Annotated in this window: 16 protein-coding genes; 4 read left to right on the top strand and 12 right to left on the bottom strand. The window is 57.0% G+C overall.

Annotation, left to right across the window (positions count from 1 at the left end):
- Positions 1-464 precede the first annotated feature (464 nt).
- Complete coding sequence (locus tag AC0QHF_RS06240) at positions 465-665, top strand: hypothetical protein (protein WP_324703329.1); 201 nt, start codon at positions 465-467, stop codon at positions 663-665.
- Positions 666-742: 77 nt separating this feature from the next.
- Here AC0QHF_RS06240 and AC0QHF_RS06235 read toward each other — a convergent pair whose 3' ends face one another.
- The 5 genes from AC0QHF_RS06235 to AC0QHF_RS06215 all read right to left on the bottom strand — a co-directional run bounded on the left by AC0QHF_RS06235 (position 743) and on the right by AC0QHF_RS06215 (position 11,103).
- Entirely contained in the window at positions 743-2,626 is a 1,884-nt protein-coding gene (locus tag AC0QHF_RS06235) for a two-component system response regulator (protein ID WP_324703328.1), read from the bottom strand.
- Between the two features lie 113 nt (positions 2,627-2,739).
- The gene (locus AC0QHF_RS06230; protein ID WP_324703327.1) at positions 2,740-4,782 is read right to left on the bottom strand and encodes a hybrid sensor histidine kinase/response regulator; all 2,043 of its coding nucleotides are present in this window, start codon (positions 4,780-4,782) and stop codon (positions 2,740-2,742) included.
- A 50-nt stretch (positions 4,783-4,832) separates the two neighbouring features.
- On the bottom strand, positions 4,833-6,692 hold the full coding sequence (locus AC0QHF_RS06225; protein WP_324703326.1) for a two-component system response regulator: 1,860 nt from the start codon (positions 6,690-6,692) through the stop codon (positions 4,833-4,835).
- Complete coding sequence (locus AC0QHF_RS06220) at positions 6,664-9,900, bottom strand: ATP-binding protein (RefSeq protein WP_324703325.1); 3,237 nt, start codon at positions 9,898-9,900, stop codon at positions 6,664-6,666. The genes AC0QHF_RS06225 and AC0QHF_RS06220 overlap by 29 nt, the downstream gene beginning before the upstream one ends.
- Positions 9,901-10,050: 150 nt before the next feature.
- Positions 10,051-11,103 (bottom strand): diguanylate cyclase domain-containing protein, encoded by a 1,053-nt coding sequence (locus tag AC0QHF_RS06215; RefSeq protein WP_324703324.1) that lies wholly within the window; start codon positions 11,101-11,103, stop codon positions 10,051-10,053.
- A gap of 680 nt (positions 11,104-11,783) precedes the next feature.
- On the opposite strand from AC0QHF_RS06215, the gene AC0QHF_RS06210 reads away from it, so the two are divergent.
- Complete coding sequence (locus tag AC0QHF_RS06210) at positions 11,784-13,010, top strand: lipid-A-disaccharide synthase-related protein (protein ID WP_324703335.1); 1,227 nt, start codon at positions 11,784-11,786, stop codon at positions 13,008-13,010.
- Positions 13,011-13,157: 147 nt separating this feature from the next.
- Here the strand turns inward: AC0QHF_RS06210 and galE are convergent, their stop codons facing one another.
- The 5 genes from galE to petB all read right to left on the bottom strand — a co-directional run bounded on the left by galE (position 13,158) and on the right by petB (position 17,377).
- Entirely contained in the window at positions 13,158-14,177 is a 1,020-nt protein-coding gene (gene galE / locus AC0QHF_RS06205; RefSeq protein WP_324703323.1) for a UDP-glucose 4-epimerase GalE, read from the bottom strand.
- 31 nt (positions 14,178-14,208) lie between these two features.
- Positions 14,209-14,595, bottom strand: a complete 387-nt coding sequence (locus AC0QHF_RS06200; RefSeq protein ID WP_324703322.1) for a hypothetical protein — start codon at positions 14,593-14,595, stop codon at positions 14,209-14,211.
- A gap of 39 nt (positions 14,596-14,634) precedes the next feature.
- The gene (locus AC0QHF_RS06195; protein ID WP_324703321.1) at positions 14,635-15,786 is read right to left on the bottom strand and encodes a glycosyltransferase; all 1,152 of its coding nucleotides are present in this window, start codon (positions 15,784-15,786) and stop codon (positions 14,635-14,637) included.
- A 311-nt stretch (positions 15,787-16,097) separates the two neighbouring features.
- The gene (gene petD / locus AC0QHF_RS06190; protein WP_324703320.1) at positions 16,098-16,580 is read right to left on the bottom strand and encodes a cytochrome b6-f complex subunit IV; all 483 of its coding nucleotides are present in this window, start codon (positions 16,578-16,580) and stop codon (positions 16,098-16,100) included.
- A 128-nt stretch (positions 16,581-16,708) separates the two neighbouring features.
- Complete coding sequence (gene petB, locus AC0QHF_RS06185; protein ID WP_324703319.1) at positions 16,709-17,377, bottom strand: cytochrome b6; 669 nt, start codon at positions 17,375-17,377, stop codon at positions 16,709-16,711.
- A gap of 443 nt (positions 17,378-17,820) precedes the next feature.
- Between petB and AC0QHF_RS06180 the strand changes: the two genes are divergently transcribed.
- Positions 17,821-18,501, top strand: a complete 681-nt coding sequence (locus tag AC0QHF_RS06180; RefSeq protein ID WP_324703318.1) for a hypothetical protein — start codon at positions 17,821-17,823, stop codon at positions 18,499-18,501.
- A 124-nt stretch (positions 18,502-18,625) separates the two neighbouring features.
- On the top strand, positions 18,626-18,967 hold the full coding sequence (locus AC0QHF_RS06175; RefSeq protein WP_324703317.1) for a sugar ABC transporter ATP-binding protein: 342 nt from the start codon (positions 18,626-18,628) through the stop codon (positions 18,965-18,967).
- Between the two features lie 47 nt (positions 18,968-19,014).
- On the opposite strand, the gene AC0QHF_RS06170 is transcribed toward AC0QHF_RS06175, so the two are convergent.
- Together AC0QHF_RS06170 and AC0QHF_RS06165 are read right to left on the bottom strand one after the other, a co-directional pair.
- Complete coding sequence (locus AC0QHF_RS06170) at positions 19,015-20,703, bottom strand: glycoside hydrolase family 10-like protein (RefSeq protein ID WP_324703316.1); 1,689 nt, start codon at positions 20,701-20,703, stop codon at positions 19,015-19,017.
- Positions 20,704-20,725: 22 nt separating this feature from the next.
- A partial coding sequence (locus AC0QHF_RS06165) for a hypothetical protein (RefSeq protein WP_324703315.1) occupies positions 20,726-20,907 on the bottom strand: 182 nt, incomplete at its 5' end.

Genomic DNA, 20,907 nt, shown 5'->3' with positions numbered 1-20,907 from the left:
TCACGGCGTGGGAGTCCGCACTCGGGTTTCGGTGCCGAAAGTTTTGGCAGCTTCCTGGTCGGACACCCGGGTATTGCGGTAAGCTGGAATAGAGTTGGAACCGGTTCAAATGCGCGATCGCACCCTCAATTTCTACGATTGACAATGTGACCGTTTCTCAACCTTATTTTCGCGACAATTTTCCGAAATTTGACGCCGGTTCGCCGCGATTGTCGGTGGTAATACCCATGACGGATGAAGGTCCTGATGGGTTAAAACCCGCTCCCCAAATCCGTCAGTTTGTCCGAAGATATAAAAGTAGGTCGAAGCAAAAATTTGTCGGATATTTGTGATTCGGGAATGCTTCCCGGTCAATCCTTTGAAACGCCGATCTTTTGCTTCGGAGTGGGTGATTGCAATCACCCATTTTGGGTTGCCCGACCCCATCCCAACTCGGGCGGATTCCGAATCAGGGTACATCTAAGATGAAAAAAATTGCTGTCATGCTCGGGCTGGTCGCCTCTACGAGCTGTGGATTGTTATTGTCTGCTGATTTTGGCGCGGTCGAATCTGCCCAATCGTCGTCCTTGAATCGAGTCAGAAATGAGAGCTCGATCGTCGCCCAGACGGGCTACGAGGGGAGAAATGAGGACGGCGAGAGCGAAACCGTAGATACCTCCAGTTGAGTCGCTCCGCGCCGCCGCATCAGTTATAGCAACCGCCAAGGCGGTTAGGACAGATCTTCCGACGACTGACTCCGTTTCTACAGATCGCAATGTCCTAACCGTTGGAGTCCGTTGCTATACCAACAGGGTTGGGCGGCGATGAGTTCCTTGGCGGATTCGATGTCAAGGGGGCGGGCGAAAAAGTATCCCTGGCCGAATTCACATCCCAATTTCTGGAGATGGGCCAGTTGTTGGGGAGTTTCGATGCCCTCCGCGATCGCCCGCATCCCGAGAGAGTGGGCGAGGGTGACGATCGCCCGGAGAATTTTCAGATCTTCGTCGGTGCGTCCGATGCGGCTGACGAAGGCGCGGTCGATTTTCAGCGTGTCCACGGGGAACTGTTGTAAGTAGCTCAGGGACGAATAGCCGGTCCCGAAGTCATCGATGCTCAACTGCACCTGGCGAGCTTTGAGCTGTTCGAGGATGGCGATCGCGATTTCGGCGTTGTCCACGATGGCGCTTTCGGTGATTTCCAACTTCAGGTGAGAGCCGTCGAGTTCCGTTTCCGCGAGGATGCGATCGACGGTTTCCACCAGTTGCGGTTGGGAAAACTGCTTCACGGACAAATTGACGCTCAACGTCAGGGTGTCGTCGGCCCCGAGCCGCTGTCGCTGCCACTCCCGCAGTTGGCGGCAGGCTTCCCGCAACACCCACAGTCCCATCGGGACGATCAGCCCCGTCTCCTCGGCCACCGGAATGAAATGGCCGGGGGAAATCACCCCCCGGGTGGGGTGTCGCCAGCGGACGAGGGCCTCGAAACCGGCCAGCTTCCCGGTTTTCAGAGAGACGATGGGCTGGTAGTACAGCATCAACCCCTGATTTTCGATCGCCAGCCGCAGGTCCGTTTCGACCTGGAGTCGGGTCAGGGCTTTGGCGTGCATGGTCTGGTCGAAGACTTGGTAGCAGGTGCGGCGGTCGGAGTCCTTCGCCCAATACATCGCCGTATCCGCGTCCCGCAAAATCTGTTCGGGTTTGTCGTAGGTGTCATTCGCCAAAACGATGCCGATGCTGGCATTGATAAATACCTCGTACTGGCCGGCAATTTTAAATGAAATGTCGAGTTTTTTTTGAATCCGTTCCGCCAGGGCGATCGCCTCGTCGAGGTTATCGATTTCCTCCAATAAAATCGTGAATTCGTCCCCCCCCAACCGGGCCAGCAGGTGGGAGGATTTGACGCAGGGACCCAACCGTTTGGCGATCGCGACCAGGAGTTCGTCTCCCATCAGGTGTCCCAAGGAATTGTTGATCACCCGGAAGCGGTTTAAATCCAAGAATAACATCGCAAACTGATAGTTCGATTCCCGTTTGACCCGGGCGAGGGATTGGTTGAGCCTGGTCATGAACAGCGCCCGATTCGCCAGCCCCGTCAGGTGGTCGTGCCAAGCCATGAACAGCAATTTTTGCTGGGCGTGCTGCCGTTCCAGAACTTCTTGTTGCAACTTTCGATTGCTCTCCTCGAGTTGGGAGGTGCGCTCTTTGACGCGCAATTCGAGTTCTTCGTTGAGGCGGACAATCTGCGATCGCGCCGCGAGTAAATTGAGTTGATTTTTGACCCGGGCCAGCACTTCTTCCACCTGAAACGGTTTGCCGATATAATCCACGCCCCCCACCGCAAACGCCTTCACCTTGTCCGCCGCCTGATTGAGCGCGCTCAAAAAAATCACCGGAATTTCCCGGGTTTCCGGGGCGGCTTTCAGGTGTTCGCAGACCTCGTAACCGTCCATATTCGGCATTTTTATATCCAGCAAAATGATGTCGGGCAGGGCTGTTTTGGCGACGATCAAAGCCATTTTCCCATCCACGACACCCCGCACCTTGTACCCCTGCTGTTTCAGGGTATTAGAGAGAAAGCGGAGGTTGTTCGGCGTGTCGTCAACCACCAGAATATTGGCAGGGGGAAAAGCGGTCAAACTATTGTTCATAGAAATTGACAGATGGGTGGGATAAGAAAGGGCGAGGGATGGAAAAAGTAAAAGGGCTCGGGTCAATTATAGGCGATCGATTTTAAGTTGCGACGGGCGGAAAGTCGGGGAACTCAGTCCCGAACGGGAGCTCGGGTTTCCGACAAACTCATGATGCGATCGCAGCGAAAATTCAGGACCAATTCGGTCAGGGAATTCGCCAGCCGACGCTCAGTTTCCGGAATCTGGCGGATCAAATTGAGCATCAGTTCGTCGTCGGCGCCCCTGGCGGCCTGGTGGAGTTGAGCAACCCAATCTTTCGGCATCACGTTCAGATCTGTCCGCGTCGGCTCCTGCTGCGCGAACTGGGACTGAATCGCGGCAGGGCAGACCCTTTCGTAGATATCCTCGGACCCCAGATATTCTCTCATCTTTTCCAACAAAATGTCTTCCCGAAATGGCTTGCTGATGAAATCGTCGCACCCGGCCGCCAAAATCGCCGATCGCTCCTCCTCCAGGGCGTTGGAAGTGAACGCGACGATGGGGGTCCGCCGCCGTTTCTGCCGTTTCTTCTCCAGGCCTCGAATTTGCCGGGCGGCTTCGCAGCCGTCCGTCACCGGCATCCGGATGTCCATCAAAATCAAATGGGGCTGCCAACGCCGCCATTCGAGCACCCCGTCCCGGCCATTTTCCGCCGTCCGCACCTCGAACCCGATCAGGGTCAGCAATTTCTGCAACAGCAGGCGATTTTCCCGCTCGTCCTCGACCACGAGGATGCGGTAGGCGGGCTGGCCGGGAGCCAGGGCGACGGGCCGGGGGATCGGCGCAGTCGCCCGGATCTCGTCGGCCGATACCGGGGCAAACCGGACGTGAAACGCGAACGTCGTCCCCCGCCCCAACTGGCTGCGGACCGTCATTTCCCCCCCCATCAGTTCGACGTACCGGCGGCCGATGGACAGGCCCAAACCCGTGCCCTGCCCCGATCGCCGCCCGGTTTCCGTCTGGGAAAAGGGCTCGAACAGGCGGTCGAAGTCTTCGGGGGCGATCCCCGGTCCGGTGTCCTCCACTTCGCAATAGAGCGCGTCCCCCGTCCCGGCGGCGACCCGCAGGGTGACGGTCCCGGCTTCGGTAAATTTGATCGCATTTCCGAGTAAATTGATCAAAATTTGCCGCAGTTTGCCTTCGTCCGCTTTCAGGTATCGGGGCAGGTCGGAATCCCGCCGCACCCGCAGCACCAATCCGGCGGATTTCGCCTTCAGTTGAAACAGTTGTTCGAGGGAGTTGAGGAGGGCGTAGAGGTCAAAGGCGACGGGGTTGAGGGAAATCACCCCCGCCTCGATTTTGGAGACTTCCAAAACGTCGTTGATCAGGGTCAGCAAATGTTCGCCGCTCCGGCAGATGATGTCGAGATATTCCCGATTTTGCCGGGAAATTTCCGGGTCGCGGGACATCAGTTGGGCGAACCCCAAAATGGCGTTGAGCGGCGTCCGCAGTTCGTGATTCATGTTGGCGAGAAACAGACTTTTGGCGCGGTTAGCCGCCGCCGCGGCCTCTTCCGCTTTGCGGCGCTCTTGAATTTCCCGTTGCAGCCGTTCGTTCGCCTTTTCCAGGGCGATTTTGTGGGTTTCGAGCTTCACGCGATCGTCCATCTGCCGGACTTTGGCAATTTGGCTGAGTTCTTCGAGGAGTTCCCGCTCTTGGTTGGCGGCTTTCAGGGCCGCCTCCGCCCGCTTGCGTTCGACGATTTCCCACTTCAACCGCCGACCACATTTTTTGAGTTTGACCAGGTTGGTTTTGAGTTTAGAATTGGCCTCCGTCAACTCTTTTTGACTCTGAAAAATGCGACTTTCGAGCTGTCGATTTTTGAGTTGTAGCTCCCGGTTAATACGGAATAAATACCCGCCGCCGATGCCCCCGCCCGACAGCAAAATGGCAGCGAAGATCCACCCCCCCGATCGCGATCGCCGTGGCGGTTCGGGGGGCGGGTCAGAGCGGCGATGGAACTTGGGTTGGGGGTCTTCTTTACGGGGGATATCGCCTCCCGGCATCGCTTCATAAGTCGGGCTTTCTTGGGCAGAACCAGCCAGGATAAAAAAACCGCAGAAAATTAGGGCAATAAAACCCGAAATAATCGGAAAATAAACCGCCGTTTTGTGGGGTGATAAGTTATCGTTCATAGTTGCCATTGTCCCCCGGGGAAAATTGGGGTCATTCCCGCAATTTTAACTCACCATTGCGGCGATCGCGCGATCAGGGCTTCCACCTCCCCGGCGTCGAGGGATTTAGAGAATAAAAACCCCTGTCCGAATTCGCAGCCCAGCGATCGCAGGTGGGCGAGCTGCTGCGGGGTTTCGATCCCCTCGGCGATCGCCCCCATGCCCAGGTTGTGCGCCAGGGTGACGATAGCGGCGACAATTTTAAAGTTGTCAGATTTTTCGCCAATTTTATGGACGAAAGATCGGTCGATTTTGAGGGTATCGACGGGGAGATGTTGCAGGTAACTCAAAGAAGAATAGCCCGTGCCGAAATCGTCGATGCTCAACTTCACTTTCAGGGCTTTGAGTTGATTCAAAATTGCGATCGCTTGGTAGGCGTTGTCCATGACGGCACTTTCGGTAATTTCCAGCCTCAAATTCGTGCCGTCCAACCCCTCCCGGAGCAGTACCTCCTGCAAGCAATCCAAAAGATCGGGCTGGGAAAACTGCTTCACAGACAGGTTGACGCTCAAGGTGTAATGCCAGTCTTGTCGGTATTTTTCTTTCCAAACTCGGAGCTGCCTACAGGCTTCTTTCCACACCCAAAGCCCCAGGGGAATAATCAATCCCGTCTCTTCGGCAACGGGGATGAAATCGCCGGGATAAATCAAGCCAAGATCGGGGTGTATCCACCGGATCAGCGCCTCAAACCCCGCCACCTTTCCGGAGCGCAGCGACACGATCGGCTGGTAGTTCAAAACGAACTCCCGATTCTCGATCGCCCGCCGCAAATCCATTTCCAAAGCCAAACGTTTTTGGGCTTGGGCGTGCATAGTGGTATCGAAGATCTGATGGCGAGCTTTTCCCAGATCTTTCGCCCGATACATCGCCGTGTCCGCATCGCGCAAAATATGTTCGGGCTTTTGATAGTTCGCCCCCCCCAAAACGATGCCGATGCTGGCATTGATAAACACTTCGTACTGATCCAACAGATCAAAAGGGGCACCGAGTTGATTTAAAATTAAATCGGCAATTGTCACCATCTCATCTGGGCTTTGAATCGACTCCAATAAAATGGTAAATTCGTCCCCTCCCAGGCGGGCGACGGTGTGGGATGAAGGGATGCAGGACCGCAGCCGGTCGGCGACGGCGACCAGGAGGGCGTCCCCCACAAAATGGCCGAGAGAATCGTTGACCACCTTGAAGCGATCGCAGTCGAGGAACAAAACTGCAAATTGACGTTCGGGGCATTTTTGGGCGCGGTCTAGGGCCTGGGTCAGTTTCTTCATGAACAGCGCCCGGTTCGGCAAGTCGGTGAGGGTGTCGTGCCAGGCCATGTGCAGCAATTTTTTCTGAGTCCGCCTGCGCTTGAGAATTTCAATTTTGAGCACCCGGTTGGTGGACTCCAGCTCCGCCTGGGCCTGCTGGCGGCGGACGATTTCCCGCTCCAATTCGGCGGTGCGATCGCGGACCCGCCGTTCCAATTCCTCATTCAGAGTCCGAATTTCCGCCTTCGCCCTCAACAAATTAAGTTGGTGTTCGATGCGAGTCACCACCTCCTCAAATTGAAACGGCTTGCAGATGTAATCCATCCCCCCCACCCGGAAAGCTTTCACCTTCTCTTCCACGTCGTCCAAGGCGCTCAAAAAAATCACCGGGATCTCCGAGGTAGACCGGTCCGCTTTCAGGCGTTCGCAGACCTCGTAGCCGTCCATCTGGGGCATTTTGATGTCGAGTAAAATCAGGTCCGGCGGGGCGAGGTGGGCGACCCGCAGCGCCATCTGTCCGTTCACCACGCAGCGGACATCGTACCCCCGAGCCGTGAGGGCGGTCGATAGAAGGTGGAGATTTTCAGGCGTATCATCAACGACGAGGATATTGGCTTTCGGCATCGGGAATTTGTTCGATCAGATCGATAATGCGGTCACAGCGGAAATTGCGGACCCAATCCTCGATCGCCGCGGCCAGAGTGCCGCACCCTTCGGGTACTGCGGCGATCAGCTCGAAAATGCGATCGTCATCGACGCGGCTGGCCGCGTCGTAGAGTTGGGCGACCCACGTCGGAGACAGCGATCGCATCTGGGATTGGAGGGCGTTGAAATCGGCCAACTGGGAAGATGAATTAGACCCCGGAACTTTTATTGTCGAGCCAGAACGGAGATACCGAACACCCAAATATTGACCGAGATTCTCCAACAGCGAGTGTTGACGAATAGGTTTGAGGAGAATACCGTTGCAGCCCGCCAATTTGATAATAGACCGTTCCGACTCGGAAGCACCAGCCGTCACGGCCAGAATCGCGGGGGAATCGGGAGTCCGGGCCGCGGCGCGGATGCGGCGGGTCGCCTCGTACCCGTCCATCACCGGCATCCGCAGGTCCATCAGGATCAGCTCGGGCCGCCAGTCTTCCCAGACCGCGATCGCCTCTTTACCGTTCTGTGCCTCCCGCACGTCAAATCCGAAGGGGTCGAGAAATCGGACGATCAACTGGCGGTTTTCCGGGCGGTCATCGACCACCAAAATCCGGGGCACCCGCCCCCCCGTCGGGACTAAACCCACAATTGATCCCCGCCCCTGCGGGTCGCCCAACGCCACCGGTTCGGGACTCTCGGACCCCGCCGGCAGGGTGAACCCAAACACGCTCCCCGCCCCCGGTCGGCTGCGGACTTCCAGTTTTCCCCCCATCATCTGCACGAATTTGTGGCTGATACACAGACCCAACCCCGTCCCCCGCTGGGATTGGCGGCCCGCGGCGGTCTGCACGAAGGGCTCGAACAGCCGGTCCAATTCTTCGGGGGCGATGCCGGGGCCGGTATCTTCCACTTCAAACCGCAGGAAATCGGGGGGTTCGCGGCCCACGCCCAGGGTGACGCGGCCGGATGCGGCAAATTTGATGCCGTTTTCGAGCAAATTGATCAAGACTTGGTGCAGTTTGGCGCGATCGCCCGTGACGTACCGGGGCACATCCGGGCCGATCTCGAACGCCAGTTCCAAACCTTTGGATTCGGCCGAGAGTTGCAGCATCTGTCGCAGGGAGTCGAGCAGCTCGAACAGGTCGAAACGGCTCGTGTTGATGGGGGTGCGGCCGGATTCGAGGCGGGACATCTCCAAAACGTTGTCGATGAGTTCGAGCAAATACTGGCCGCTGCGGTAAATGCGTTTCAGGTTGTCGCGGTGGGGCCGCTGCAGGGCGGCGTCGTCGAGCAGGAGTTCGGCAAACCCCAAAATCACGTTCAGCGGCGTCCGCAGGTCGTGGGTCATGCGGGCGAGAAATTCGCCCTTGGAGCGGTTGGCGACTTCGGCGGCTTCTTTGGCCTGCCGGAGGGCGTTTTCGGCATCCCCCCGGGCTCGTCCGAGGGCGATGGTGTTCCCCACCTGCCGGAGCCAGCTCATCTCCCCGAGGCTCCAGGGTTTGGGGTCGCAGGCGACGTCGAACCCCATAAATCCGACGATGCGGTTGTGGTGGAAGGTGGGGACGAGGACTACCGCGCGGACGCTCCCCGAGAGAAACTGCCCCAGTTCCCGCCTCGCCGGGGCGGGCAGGGTTTCCGCATCGGAGATTTCCACCGTCTGTCCCCGCAGCAGGCGGTCGTGGGGCCAAGATTCCGGAGAGACGGTCCCTTTTCGCGTCGGCTCCGCCGGGGGGGCCGCGCCGGAGCTACACCAATAGTGGGTCATGTAAAATTCGGTTTGGTCGGCGCTGTACGTCACCCAGTAGCCGCGATCGCTGTCCGTAAATTCGGCGAGGGTCCGCAGGGCAAATTGGGTGGCTTCGTCGGCCGGACGGTCGATAAAATCCCGGGCGATAATGTTGAGCAGGCAGTTCATTTCGACTTCCGAAGACAGGCCGTTTTCGGCCTCCCGCCGCTCCAGTTCCGCCGCCGCCCGGGCTGCAAAAATTTTCAGAACCGATGCGGCGATTTCGTCCGACTCGATCGGCCCGGTATCCATGACCGCCAGGTGGCCGAGGGTGCGGCCAGCTTCGTCGAGGAGCGGCATCCCCCAATAGCCGCAAATTTTCCAGCGCTTTAATTTGGGGTCGCGGGGATGGCGATCGCCGGCGGTTTCGGAGTCCAAATAAGTTTCGCCAGCCAAGACTTTCCGACAGGGGGTATCGGCGATATCGTACTCGAAATGATCTCCCCGGTGGCCGTCCTCCCAAACGGCCAGGGTGCGGACGCGGTTGTGGGTGTCGCCCGCCCATTCCGCGATCAAAACGTGGCTGACATCCAAGGCTTCTGCCAGGTGCCGGACGCCGGTGTCGAAGAATGGGTCCCCGGTTTGGATCGCCGTCCCCCGCGCGATCGCCCGCAACATTTTTTCCCGGCGTTTCTGTTCGGTAATCTCCCGGCCGATCCACAGGATGGTGTGGACCATTAGGGGCGAGAGGGCAGCCTCGAACCAGCATTTTTTTCCGGCGATCGCCAGCGAATATTGTCGGCGGGTCGTCTCTCCGGTCGTCAGAGTTTGTCGGACGTGTCGCCGGAATTCTTCGACCTGTTCGGGGGGAAAAATGGCGGCGATGGAATCCCCGATCCGGTCTCGCAGGGGGCCGGCGATCGCTTCGGCGGGACGGCCGGGGATGCCCAAAATTCGCCCGTCTCGAACGTCGATCATCACGGCCAGATCCGCGATCGCGGTCAGCATTTGCCCCAGATCCGCCGCAGTTTCCGGGGCGCTATTTCGCCGTAAAATATCCCTGGCATTTCGGAATTTTAAATGTAAATACTGTGAGATCGACGGCACTTTTTTGATGCGGCGAAATGCCATCCCTCCCGAGATAATTGTCACCCCTAAACCTCCCAAAGCGACCGCGATCGCCCGCCGCGGGTTGTCGGATGCCGGGATCATACCTCGCCCATTGTTCGCTGGGGTTTGGGTCGCCGCCGGAGTCACCGCACCGCCGGGATGGAAAACCGAGTGGGCGGAAAGCCCGGTCGGCAAGGGTTCTGACCCGTCGCACGCCAGGGCTAATAGGGAGATGCACACCGTCCGAAACGAGAGTTGAAAGACCGGTCTCGGATCGAGAACCGATCTCCAATTTTTCGGGGCGAAGTCTTTGAAAATAGATGGGCGATCGTCAGATTCGATCGTAGCCAAAATTCACCCTCCTCAAATTTCAATTATATTTCAAACAAACAAATTACTTTCTCGCCACCATAAACAAGCCACTGAAACCGAGAAGACACCGATCACAAAGAAAAAGCTCTCATCATCCATCTTTAATTGTTAATTGTTAATGATTAATTGTTAATTGTTGATTGATCTCCAATTGACCTGGCACCCGATGCGATCGCCCCCCCGATGCCGCGCCTCTTCGATGGCTTCCTCGGCGATGGCGACAATTGTATCCGGCAACAGGTCGAATTGCGGAATGGCGCTGGCGATACCCAAGCTGAGTGTCACCCGGCGACCGACCCCCCGTTCGTGGGGAATCTGCAGTTGGTGGATTTGCCATCGGATGGCTTTTGCCACTTCCACGGCCCCCCGGTGGTTGGTGTTGGGTAGGATGACGGCAAACTCCGACTGGCCGCAGTAGGCCACCCGGTCGGCCGGACGTTTGGCTCGGGCTACGATGGCTCGGGCGATCTGTTCCAAACACCAACTGACACTATCGTAACCGTATAAATGATTGTACGCCTGAAAATAATCGATCTCGCAAAGAATCAGTGACAGCGGCATTTGTTCCCGGGCTCCCCGCCGCCATTCCCGGTTTAAAACCTCGTCAAATTCGCGCCGGCATTCAGACCGCATGGGGAAATCAAACTGAAAAGGGTCGGGAAGTTGTCGGGTCGGCGGAGTCAGTTGCCGGCGAACTCGGTCCGCAACCCGTTCGGCCTTTTGGCGGTCGGCCGCGGGCCGCCGCAACTGACAATTGATGCCGGCCATTTCCCGATAAACCCGGGAAAGTTTGAGTTGATTGGCGACCCGCACCAAAATTTCTTCGGGGCGAAAGGGTTTGATAATGTAGTCCAAATGGCGGTCGGGCAAAAGGTCGCCGGTTTCGACGATGCGATCGATGGTCCCCGACAAAATTACCGGTATGCCACAGGTTTCGCGCACGATATTGAGGTCATTTAAAATATTGTGGCGATGCAGATCGGACAGACTGACTGAGAGCAAAATCAAATCCGGAACAATCATCTCGATGGCGGTCATCGCCATTTTTCCGCTCAGGGCTTTTCTGACTTTGTAGCCCGCATCGAGCAGCAGTTGAGACAGAAACCGGATGTCATCCAACTGAGAATCGACCACTAAAATATCGGCGGCGTTTTGAGTCGTCGGATGGGACTCATTCATCATATCGTTCTCCGAAATACTCGTTCCTGGGTAAATGAGATGACCGGGTGCGTCGGTGAGTTTTCACATCGAAGGGTCGCCGAGGCGGTTTCCCCAACAGATGAGACCCATAAAAATGCCGATTTTTCCGTCCGTTTTTCCGGGACATCCGATGTCAAATCATTGGCTGGGTCGGGACTCAAAAAAACGGATGTTTTAGATTCGATATTACCGTCACTTTTGGGGACGGCGATCGCGGGCTTCGCGACGGTTTCGTCCGACCACAGGACATCTCGGTGACGGCAAAAGATGGGGTCTGGTGTAGAGATGATTCGGAACGGACGGAAAATCAATTCATCCTCAATATTGACTGCACCCTGATGCTAAAATCTGCATCCCTTTTCCCCCTAAAATGAATCGGGCGACCCGAAAGCGCCATGGCAATCGCTTCGGTTTTCTTGACCCGGACAGCGCCACAAATATGGTGAGGAATAATATCCTCAGTATACCTTTTGTTTGGGTGTCGGGTGTCGGGTGTCGGGTGTCGGGAATTTGAGATTCTAGCGGCGCCACGTCTTGCGCCCTGATTTTAGATTTCCCCCGATTAACCCCACTTCGGCAGATCCCCCACTTCTTGCCGGACTCCGGCAGACCGGCGTATGCCACAATAAAACTTCGGCGGCTCTCAGGTGTGGGGGATGATGTTGAAATTGCTGTGTTTGAGTAACGGTCACGGGGAGGATGCGATCGCCGTCCGGATTTTGCGACATCTCCAGGACGACGGCCACCGACTCGCCGCCCTGCCGTTGGTGGGGGAGGGAAAGGCCTACGCCCGTCTGAAAGGGGTCCCCGTCGTCGGACCGGTGCGGCAGATGCCCTCCGGCGGGTTCGTTTACATGGACGGACGGCAACTGCTGCGAGACCTGCGGGGAGGACTGTTGCAACTCCTCGGCGCCCAGGTGCGGGCGGTGCGCCGCTGGACCCGACAGGGGGGAGCCATATTGGCGGTGGGAGATATCGTCCCCCTGGCTCTGGCCTGGTTGAGCGGGGCGGACTACGCCTTCGTGGGGACGGCGAAATCGGAATATTACCTGCGGGACGATCGCGGGCCACTGGATCGAAAATCCTGGGCGCAGCAGTGGGAGGGTTGGTCCGGTTCAGTGTATTTGCCCTGGGAACGGTGGCTGATGGCTCATCCCCGCTGTCGGGCAGTATTTCCCCGGGACGGGCTGACGGCCCGGACGCTGCAAAAGTGGGGGATTCCGGCCTTCGACCTGGGCAACCCCATGATGGATAATTTGGAGCCGCAGGGGGCGATCGCTCCCGAAGTCCCAGGTCAATTTTCCTTGAATTTGACCCTATTGCCGGGATCTCGAACTCCGGAAGCCTACGAGAATTGGGGGTTAATTGCGGATGCCGTGGAGGCCCTAGCTGTCAACGGTGAGAAGCCCTGCGGTTGGGCCGCGATCGCCCCGAGTTTGGAATTACACCCCTTTTGTCAAATTTTGGAGAACCGGGGATGGCAGGAAATCCCACTAAAGGGAAGCCGGGGGGAGCGACAATTTAACCGGGACAATGCCACCATTATTCTCACCCGCGACGGATTCAACGACTGCCTGCACCGGGGAGAAGTGGCGATCGCAATGGCAGGGACGGCCACGGAGCAGTTTGTCGGTTTGGGGAAACCGGCGATCGCAATTCCGGGAACCGGACCCCAATTCACCCCGGCCTTTGCCGAGGCCCAAAGTCGCCTGCTCGGCCCATCTTTGCTCGTGGCAGAAACCCCCGCCGATGTCGTGAAAAGGGTGCGATCGCTCTTGAACGACCCGGAACGACTGCGGGCGATCGCCAAAAACGGCCCCCACCGCCTCGGACAACCCGGAGCCGCCCGCCGCATCGCCAATTGCCTGATATTGCAAATGAAAAATTGACAATTATAGCGCTGCCCGTGGGAGTCGAGAATCGGGAGTCGGGAGTCGGGACAACTCAAAGCCTCTTTGAATCGAGGTTTTTAAGTTTTTGTGGTTCCCTCGATTTGTCACCACACGAGCGCTCATTGCTTTATCAATTATCAATTATCAATTATCAATTATCAATGATTTCCCGTGGCGCTTCTGATGCCACCGCCAAGCGTGGGCGATAATTTCCCGCAGTTCCGAGTGTTGGGGAGTCCAGCCCAAAATCTGGCGGGCTTTTTCGGCGGTGCCCACCAAACTGGGCGGATCTCCGGGGCGGCGATCGCACTCCACCGCTTTAATTTCCCGCCCCGTCACCTCCCGGGCGGTATCGATCACTTCTCGCACGGAAAACCCACTGCCGTTCCCCAGGTTGAACACTTCCGTTTTGCCCCCCTGCCACAGGTACTTCAACCCCAGAACGTGGGCATCGGCCAGGTCGAGGACGTGGATGTAATCTCGGACGCAGGTTCCGTCCGGGGTGGGGTAGTCGGTGCCAAAAATGGAGATCGAGTGCCGTTTTCCCAGGGCGGCGAACAAAGTCAGGGGGATGAGGTGGGTTTCCGGGTCGTGATCTTCCCCGAGCAACCCGTCCGGATGGGCCCCGGCGGCGTTGAAGTAGCGGAAGCGGACCGATCGCAGATGGTAAGCCCGGTCAAAATCGGACAAAATGTGTTCCACCATCAATTTCGTCATCCCGTAGGGATTGATGGGATTTTGGGGATGATCTTCCGGGATGGGGATGGTTTCGGGGATGCCGTAGGTGGCGCAGGTGGAGGAAAAGACGAATTTGTCGATGCCGGCATCTTTCATCGCCTCCAGGAGGGTGAGGGTGCCGACGACGTTATTTCGATAATATTTGTCGGGGGTGGTGACGGACTCTCCGACGTAGGCGTAGGCGGCGAAGTGCATGACCGCATCGATGGGGCGTCCGGCGAACAAGCGGTCTAAAAGGGCGCGATCGTTGGTATCTCCCTCGATCAGTTCCACCTTCAAGACTTCATCGACAAGCTCTCGATGCCCGTAAACTAAATTGTCCAGGACGATGGGAGTGTAACCGGCCTGTTGCAGGGCGAGGACGGCGTGGGAGCCGATGTATCCCGCCCCCCCCGTTACGAGGACGGTTGGTTGATCTTGAGACACGAAACTCTACTCCTCAATTTTGAGTTGGACTTTAGGGGCGACCGTCGTCCGCAGCCTGGGCGGAAATATCCACCGCCTGAATGTCGATGGTTCCGGGTGGGGTCAGGCGGCTAAAATGCCCCTGTTCGACCTGAATGGGTTCGCCGCAACTCGGACACTGGCATTGGGTTTGATTGAGCGCCGTAAATTCGGCATCGCAGACCGGGCAGCGATCTTGAATCAGGTTTCGGCTCAACCACCACCGCACCCCGACGAGCAGAACCACGGGGGCCAGCAGCAGAATGCCGATCAGGATCAGAATTGAATTCACCAGCCAGCCTAAACCAACTGAAGCAAGCAACCCCATGATAGCCAGGGCAATCAACCAATTGCTAATTCCCGACCAGTTGAATTGTAGGGTGGGCCGTTCCGGGTTCACAAAAATCTCCTTCTCTGCTGGATTGGGCAATCCTTCTTTCTATGATACTACCGAGCGATCCAGGAAATCTCGGACGCGCTGTTGGAAGGCGGCTTTTCCGAAGATAGCTAAACTTTGTTCCCGCAACCAGTCTCCCTGACAACGTTGGTCTTCGCCTTTGAGGATTTCGATGCCAGCCCGGGCGACGGCTTCGGGGTCGCGGTAGGGGACTTGCCAGCCCAACCGCCCGTCCTGGACGGGATCGGCCGATCCGTCGTCGTCGCCGGAGAGGACGGGGATGCCACAGGCCATCGCTTCCAGGTAGACGATGCCGAATCCTTCGAGTGAGGGCATGATGTAGGCGTCGGCCACCCGGTAGTGGTCGGGGAGGTCTTCGGTGGGGACGAATCCGGCGAAAATGACGCGATCGCTCACCCCCAGGTCTTCGGCGAGGCGGGCCAGGCGGGGTTGGTCGTCCCCCCGGCCGATCACCAGGTACTTGACATTTGGAATGATTTGTGCTATCCCTGGCAAGGCGCGGATGGTGACATCAACGCCTTTGTAGATATCCCCAGACCAGAGGCGGGCGACGGTCATCAAGACTTTGCTATCCGAGAGATCGTAGCGATCGACGAGGTGCTGCGGTTTGGGCCCGGGGGTGAAGCGATCGCCGTCCACCATGCAGGGAAGCATTCGGAAGCGATCGGGGTCGAGGTCGTTGGAGGAGCAGGCGCGATCGCGGCTGTAGCGGCTGATCGTCCAAATTTCGTCAGCCTGTTGCAGGGCTTTCTGGTATTTGGGGGCCAGGGGATACCACACTTCTTTCCCGTAGGTGAGGACGGTGTAGGGGATGCCCAGAGGCTGACACAGGGTTTGCGTCAGGTGGGCGAGGTTGATGTGGCCGCAGAACACCCGGGCGGGCCGTTTGGCAATCAGCAGTCTCAGGAGGGTGGCGGCGAGGCGAACCCGTCCGATGGCGGGTGACGGAGATCGGAAATAGTGAAAGTTTAAAGACTCCGACTCGAAGGGATTCTCGCTGTCCCCCCCATCCCGCAACAGCAACACATCGCTCGTCCGGGGGCGATCGTCGGACTCCAAATGATTGTAGGCCGCAAAAATATCTTTGACGTAGGACTGGATGCCTCCTTCCCGGGAGAAGATTTCGAGGAAGCACCAGACGAAATCAGGGTTGCGCTGAGTGGTCTTGTCCAAGGTGAGTTCTCAATCTGACGATACGGGCGATTCTGATCCCATTACATCAAATGCGATCGCTCATCCGCATGAACAAATGTATATAAATATTTATACCCGTAAAGTTTCCTCAGATGCATCGTCCGACGCATCCGAGGAAACCTTCAGGTATCAGAAGATGATGGTGCTCAGTTGGCGGGGTTATAGCAACGAGCGCTCGCGTGGTTACAGTTGAAATGGGATCAGAAATCTTCAAACCCTTATAGAAAAGCAGTTTCAGTTCCCGACTCCCTAATACCGACTGCCGAGGACCGCGCGCAGCGCTATATCCCTTAGAACAGGCCCAAGGTGAGGGACTTGTCGATGGGGAAGGTCGCCCCGATACCCAGCCACAGCGTCACGAAGGTTCCGAACATGAACACGGCGGTCGCGACGGGGCGGCGGAAGGGGTTCTGGAACTTGTTGACGTTCTCGATGAACGGAACCAACAGCAGCCCCAGGGGGATGGAAGCCATCATCAAAACCCCCAGCAGTTTGTTGGGGACCACCCGCAGGATTTGGAACACCGGCCAGAAATACCATTCCGGCAGAATTTCCAGCGGCGTGGCGAAGGGATCGGCGGGTTCGCCGACCATCGCCGGATCGAGGACGGCCAGTCCGACGATCAGGGCGAAGGTCCCCACGATCACCACGGGGAAAACATACAGCAGGTCATTGGGCCAGGCGGGTTCGCCGTAGTAGTTGTGGCCCATGCCTTTGGCAATTTTGGCTCTCAGGACGGGGTCGCTGAGATCCGGTTTTTTCATGACAGACATGATTTCGATCGCTCTCCTTAACTTGAGCTAAAACAACGTGTCGATCCATTATCCATTATGGTTTCGACCCGCCGCAATTGGGTGTAGCCAGTGCTACGCCCGTCCTCCGGTCTGAGGTCGGACGCGGTTTAGAGGGGACCGGAGATCCCCTGCTTGCGGATCATCAGGAAGTGCAGCAGCATGAACACCGCGATCAGCCAGGGCAGGACGAAGGTGTGCAGGCTGTAGAAACGGCTGAGGGTGGGCTGTCCGACGGCCGCACCGCCCCGCATCAGTTCGACGATGGTGGAACCGACGACGGGAATCGCCTCGGGGACGCCGGAGACGATCTTAACCGCCCAGTAACCGACCTGATCCCAGGGGAGGGAGTATCCGGTCACGCCGAAGGACACGGTGATCACGGCCATGACCACCCCAGTCACCCAGGTCAGTTCCCGGGGCTTTTTGAAGCCGCCGGTCAGGTAAACCCGGAAGACGTGCAGGATCATCATCAGCACCATCATGCTGGCGGACCAGCGGTGGATGGAACGGATCAGCCAACCGAAATTGACTTCCGTCATGATGTATTGGACGGAGGTGAAGGCTTCGGCGACGGTCGGCTTGTAGTAGAACGTCATCGCGAATCCGGTGGCGAACTGGATCAGGAAGCAGACCAGGGTGATGCCACCCAAACAGTAGAAAATGTTGACGTGGGGGGGGACGTATTTGCTGGTAATGTCGTCGGCGAGCGCCTGGACTTCCAGCCGTTCATCAAACCACTTGTAGGCTTTTGATTCGGTGATTTCCTTGGAGAACATGAAGCTAGAATTCCTAAAAATGAATTGCTGTCTCGGGTTGGGGTCTGAGCCGTGACACTCAGATCGCAAAAGACAGGTCAAGCCTGATGATGGTCAAAGCCTGCTTCGGGGCCGTCTGGAGGTGATAACCACCCGCGCGGACTGCTCCGCAGGCTCTCCCCGTCTGATTGATGATTTTGGGAGTGTAGGGAGGCTACGGCTCCCACACAAACGGGGAAACGGTCGTCTTTGGCTCGGGGAGAACGGGGTTTCGGTGAAGATGAGTAGTAAAATCTCACCAAATGCTCAGAATAGCAGCCCCCGCTTGTGTACCCCGATAAGAAATGTAACATAGCTTTAATCATTATTTCACGGCGAGGCCCCGATCGCATCTCCGGGGATCTCCTCGCGGGTGGCCGGAAAGGACAGGAGAAAACCGAGTTCCGAAACTGTTGGAGAAGATCATGAGCGATCGTCAGATTTCCGCCGAAAACAACAAAAATTCGAGCCGGGGCGGGGAATATCTGTCCCTCCTGGGGGGCGTGGCTATTTTGCTGGTGCTGACGCGGACGGCGTTTCCACTGATTTTGGCGATCGCCTCCGGGACGGGAATTTGGCTGCTGTGGCAGTCTGTCCGCCGCCGACGAGAACGCCTCGATGGTGTATTCTACCGCCTGATCCGGGAACGGGGGGGACGCATCACGCCGCTGGATTTGGCCCTGGAAACCCAATTGCCCGGTTCTGAAGTGCAATCTTACCTCGATCGCCGAGCGGTGGAATTTTCCGCCCGGTTCGAGGTGACGGAAGATGGCAGTATTGTCTATACCTTCTCGATCGCTACAACCCAGACCGCCGACCCTCAATCGGGCGATACACCTGAGAATGTGGTATCCTTCCCCCATTCCCCCCGCCGTCGGTTGGAACTGCCCCCTATCCCCCTCAACCAGACGGAACTCGCGAAGCGGTTCGAGGTTCACCCCAATACGGTGAGTCGGCGGAAGCGTCAGCCGGAATTCCGCCGCTGGAGTTCCCAAAAAGATCCGGATGCGATCGCCTGGAAATATTCCGAGGAGACGCGACAATTTTACCCCGAACCGAAACAGACGATCGCCGAACTGATGGAACGCAACCGGCTGGGCAATTAATAATTGATAATTGATAATTGATAATTGATCGTCAATCATTTCCCGTTGGTCGGGTGTAGGATGTAGATGTGGGGGCAACCGTCTCCGGTTGCCGACTCCAATTTCCTATTCCCCATTCTCGACTATGAAATATCGACGTCAGCGCCGAATTCAGCCCAAACTCAGCGCGATTCCCCGCCGCAAATCCGAAGACGGCATTTACCGCAGCTTGTATCAACTCTCCGTCGAAAAAAAGCGGCTGCAACAGGAATTGTCGGACTTGCAAGATCGCAGTGAAGTGATTCAGCAACGGCTGTCCGCGATCGAGGGACAACTCGGAAAACTCGAGGCGGATGTCAAACAATTGGGAGATCCATCCGCCACCCAATCCGCCGTTCATCCCCCGCAAAATAAAACGTCAGAAAACCGACCCGAAACGCCTTCAAAATCGGATGCCGACATGAATACATTTATGGTCGATTATTGATACACTGGGGGGTGAATGAATTTCCCCCACCCCACCATCGATTCTTTCTAGGCGACTTGAGTCTCCAAAAACGGCCGCTCTGTCGAGGTGGGCAGTAGGGCTTGAAACGCGGTTTTTTCCGTTTCTTCCTGGAGCATCGACATCAAGCTTTCGTAGTAGAAGAACGAGAAACCGGCAAATCGGCGATCGCGGACAATTTCTATCTGTTTGCGAACCATTTCCGGGGGGATAGGTTTGTCTTGCAATCCGGTCAAAATTCCCAAACCGGTGGGTATGAGACCTTTGGATACCAAAACTTCCTTGTCCTCCAATTCCCGCGTAAAATCTGCGAGGTTATCGCGATACACCTGCAACACTACTTCCTCAATATATCCGTAGTGTTTCCACCGCTTCCAGTCCTGAAGATACTGGGTGTAAGCAAAAGATGCCGGATTGGGGGCGAGGGAAATAATGCAGTCGGGATTGTACTCTTTGACAACCCAAAACACCCGCATCATAAATTCGGTGATTTTGCGGGCTCGCCAGCTTACCCACTCTTCATCCTCGGGGTCTGCCGGCGGTACTTTACCGTATTCTTGCATATAAAGGGACTTGGTAAACGAATCATATCCCAACTCGACCGGCAAGCTGAAATGGTCGTCAAATTGGATGCCATCGACATCATAATTGCTCACCACTTCCACCACCAAATCTAAAATAAATTGCTGGACTTGGGGATGAAAGGGATTCAACCAAACCCGAAATTCGCCGTCCGACTTCACGAATGGAATCCCATCTTTGCGGGTGGTAATCCAGGTGGGCCGACTTTTCATCAGTAGGGAATCCTGGGGCGCCATGAAACCGAATTCAAACCAGGGAATGACGCTCATCCCTTTTGCCTGACCCCGGGTGACGATTTCCTGCAACATATCCCGATTCTGCAATCCCGGTTCGGGATGAATTTTCGCCCCCGTCACCCGTTCCAAAACCGAACTGGGATAGAGGGTGTAACCGCCATTCCAAATCGTCGGATAGAGGGTGTTAAAATTGAGGTCGGCGAGGGAGTCGATCGCCCCGGTGAGCTGGTCCGTCGAAAAGAGAACGTCGCTGTCGATATTCGTCAGCCAAACGCCCCGCAATTCCCCCACAGTTTCGTGATAGAAAAACACTTTCGCGATATACTGGTCGGGTACGGAGGGGTCCTCGTCGGCAGCCAATAACGCCTGGGATAAAAAGGCGGCGACTTCGGCCCGGGTGGCGGCTTGGTTGGGGTCGAGCGATCGCACGTCGGGATAGTTCACCACCAACTCGTTTTCCGCGGCGGCGGCGACGGCATTTTTGGCGTAGTCGGGGATATCCTCGGCGTCGTCGAAGGTGGCGTCGAGGGTGTAGAAGACGGTTTGGGTGGGGCCGTAATTCAAGCCGTTGGCGAGGGAGACCAACACCTGGACGCGGGGGATGGGTTGGGTGGGTTTGAAGGTTTTATCTTGATAGCCGCTCATAAACCCCCGGCGGTAGGCGGTGGTGATGGCGTCGCGGGCCCAATAATCGGATTTTACATCGTCGAATTGGGCGGATTCCCGGACGAATTCGCGATCGGGAAAGGCCCGGTTCAGCATCGCCGCAAATTCCGCCCGGGTTACGAGTGCGTCGGGTTTGAAGGTTCCGTCTTCGTAGCCGCTGAGAACCTCGGCATCGGCGAGTTTTTCGATGCAAGATTTAGCCCAATGGTCTTGAATGTCTTTGAAGTCTGCCATAATTTTTCCTGCGCTCGTCAATCTATCGGATTGTACGGCGGTGCAGATGGCCAGATCCGGACAAAATTAAGGTGGGGAGCGACCGGGAGCGGAGGGAGCGGGGGGAGCGGGGGGAGCGGGGGGAGCGGGGGGAGCGGGGGGAGCGGAGGGAGCGGAGGGAGCGGAGGGAGCGGAGGGAGCGGAGGGTGAGACATCCAGACCGCT

This window comes from Lyngbya sp. CCY1209, assembly GCF_055795065.1.
Note: the sequence above shows the minus strand (reverse complement) of the source record. Positions and strands in the feature narration are given on the sequence as shown.

Bases quoted from the DNA above. Each gene is read 5' to 3' on its own strand.
- AC0QHF_RS06240 (WP_324703329.1), top strand. From the start codon at position 465: ATGAAAAAAATTGCTGTCATGCTCGGGCTGGTCGCCTCTACGAGCTGT.
- AC0QHF_RS06235 (WP_324703328.1), bottom strand. From the start codon at position 2,626: ATGAACAATAGTTTGACCGCTTTTCCCCCTGCCAATATTCTGGTGGTT.
- AC0QHF_RS06230 (WP_324703327.1), bottom strand. From the start codon at position 4,782: ATGAACGATAACTTATCACCCCACAAAACGGCGGTTTATTTTCCGATT.
- AC0QHF_RS06225 (WP_324703326.1), bottom strand. From the start codon at position 6,692: ATGCCGAAAGCCAATATCCTCGTCGTTGATGATACGCCTGAAAATCTC.
- AC0QHF_RS06215 (WP_324703324.1), bottom strand. From the start codon at position 11,103: ATGATGAATGAGTCCCATCCGACGACTCAAAACGCCGCCGATATTTTA.
- petD (WP_324703320.1), bottom strand. From the start codon at position 16,580: ATGTCTGTCATGAAAAAACCGGATCTCAGCGACCCCGTCCTGAGAGCC.
- petB (WP_324703319.1), bottom strand. From the start codon at position 17,377: ATGTTCTCCAAGGAAATCACCGAATCAAAAGCCTACAAGTGGTTTGAT.
- AC0QHF_RS06180 (WP_324703318.1), top strand. From the start codon at position 17,821: ATGAGCGATCGTCAGATTTCCGCCGAAAACAACAAAAATTCGAGCCGG.
- AC0QHF_RS06175 (WP_324703317.1), top strand. From the start codon at position 18,626: ATGAAATATCGACGTCAGCGCCGAATTCAGCCCAAACTCAGCGCGATT.
- AC0QHF_RS06170 (WP_324703316.1), bottom strand. From the start codon at position 20,703: ATGGCAGACTTCAAAGACATTCAAGACCATTGGGCTAAATCTTGCATC.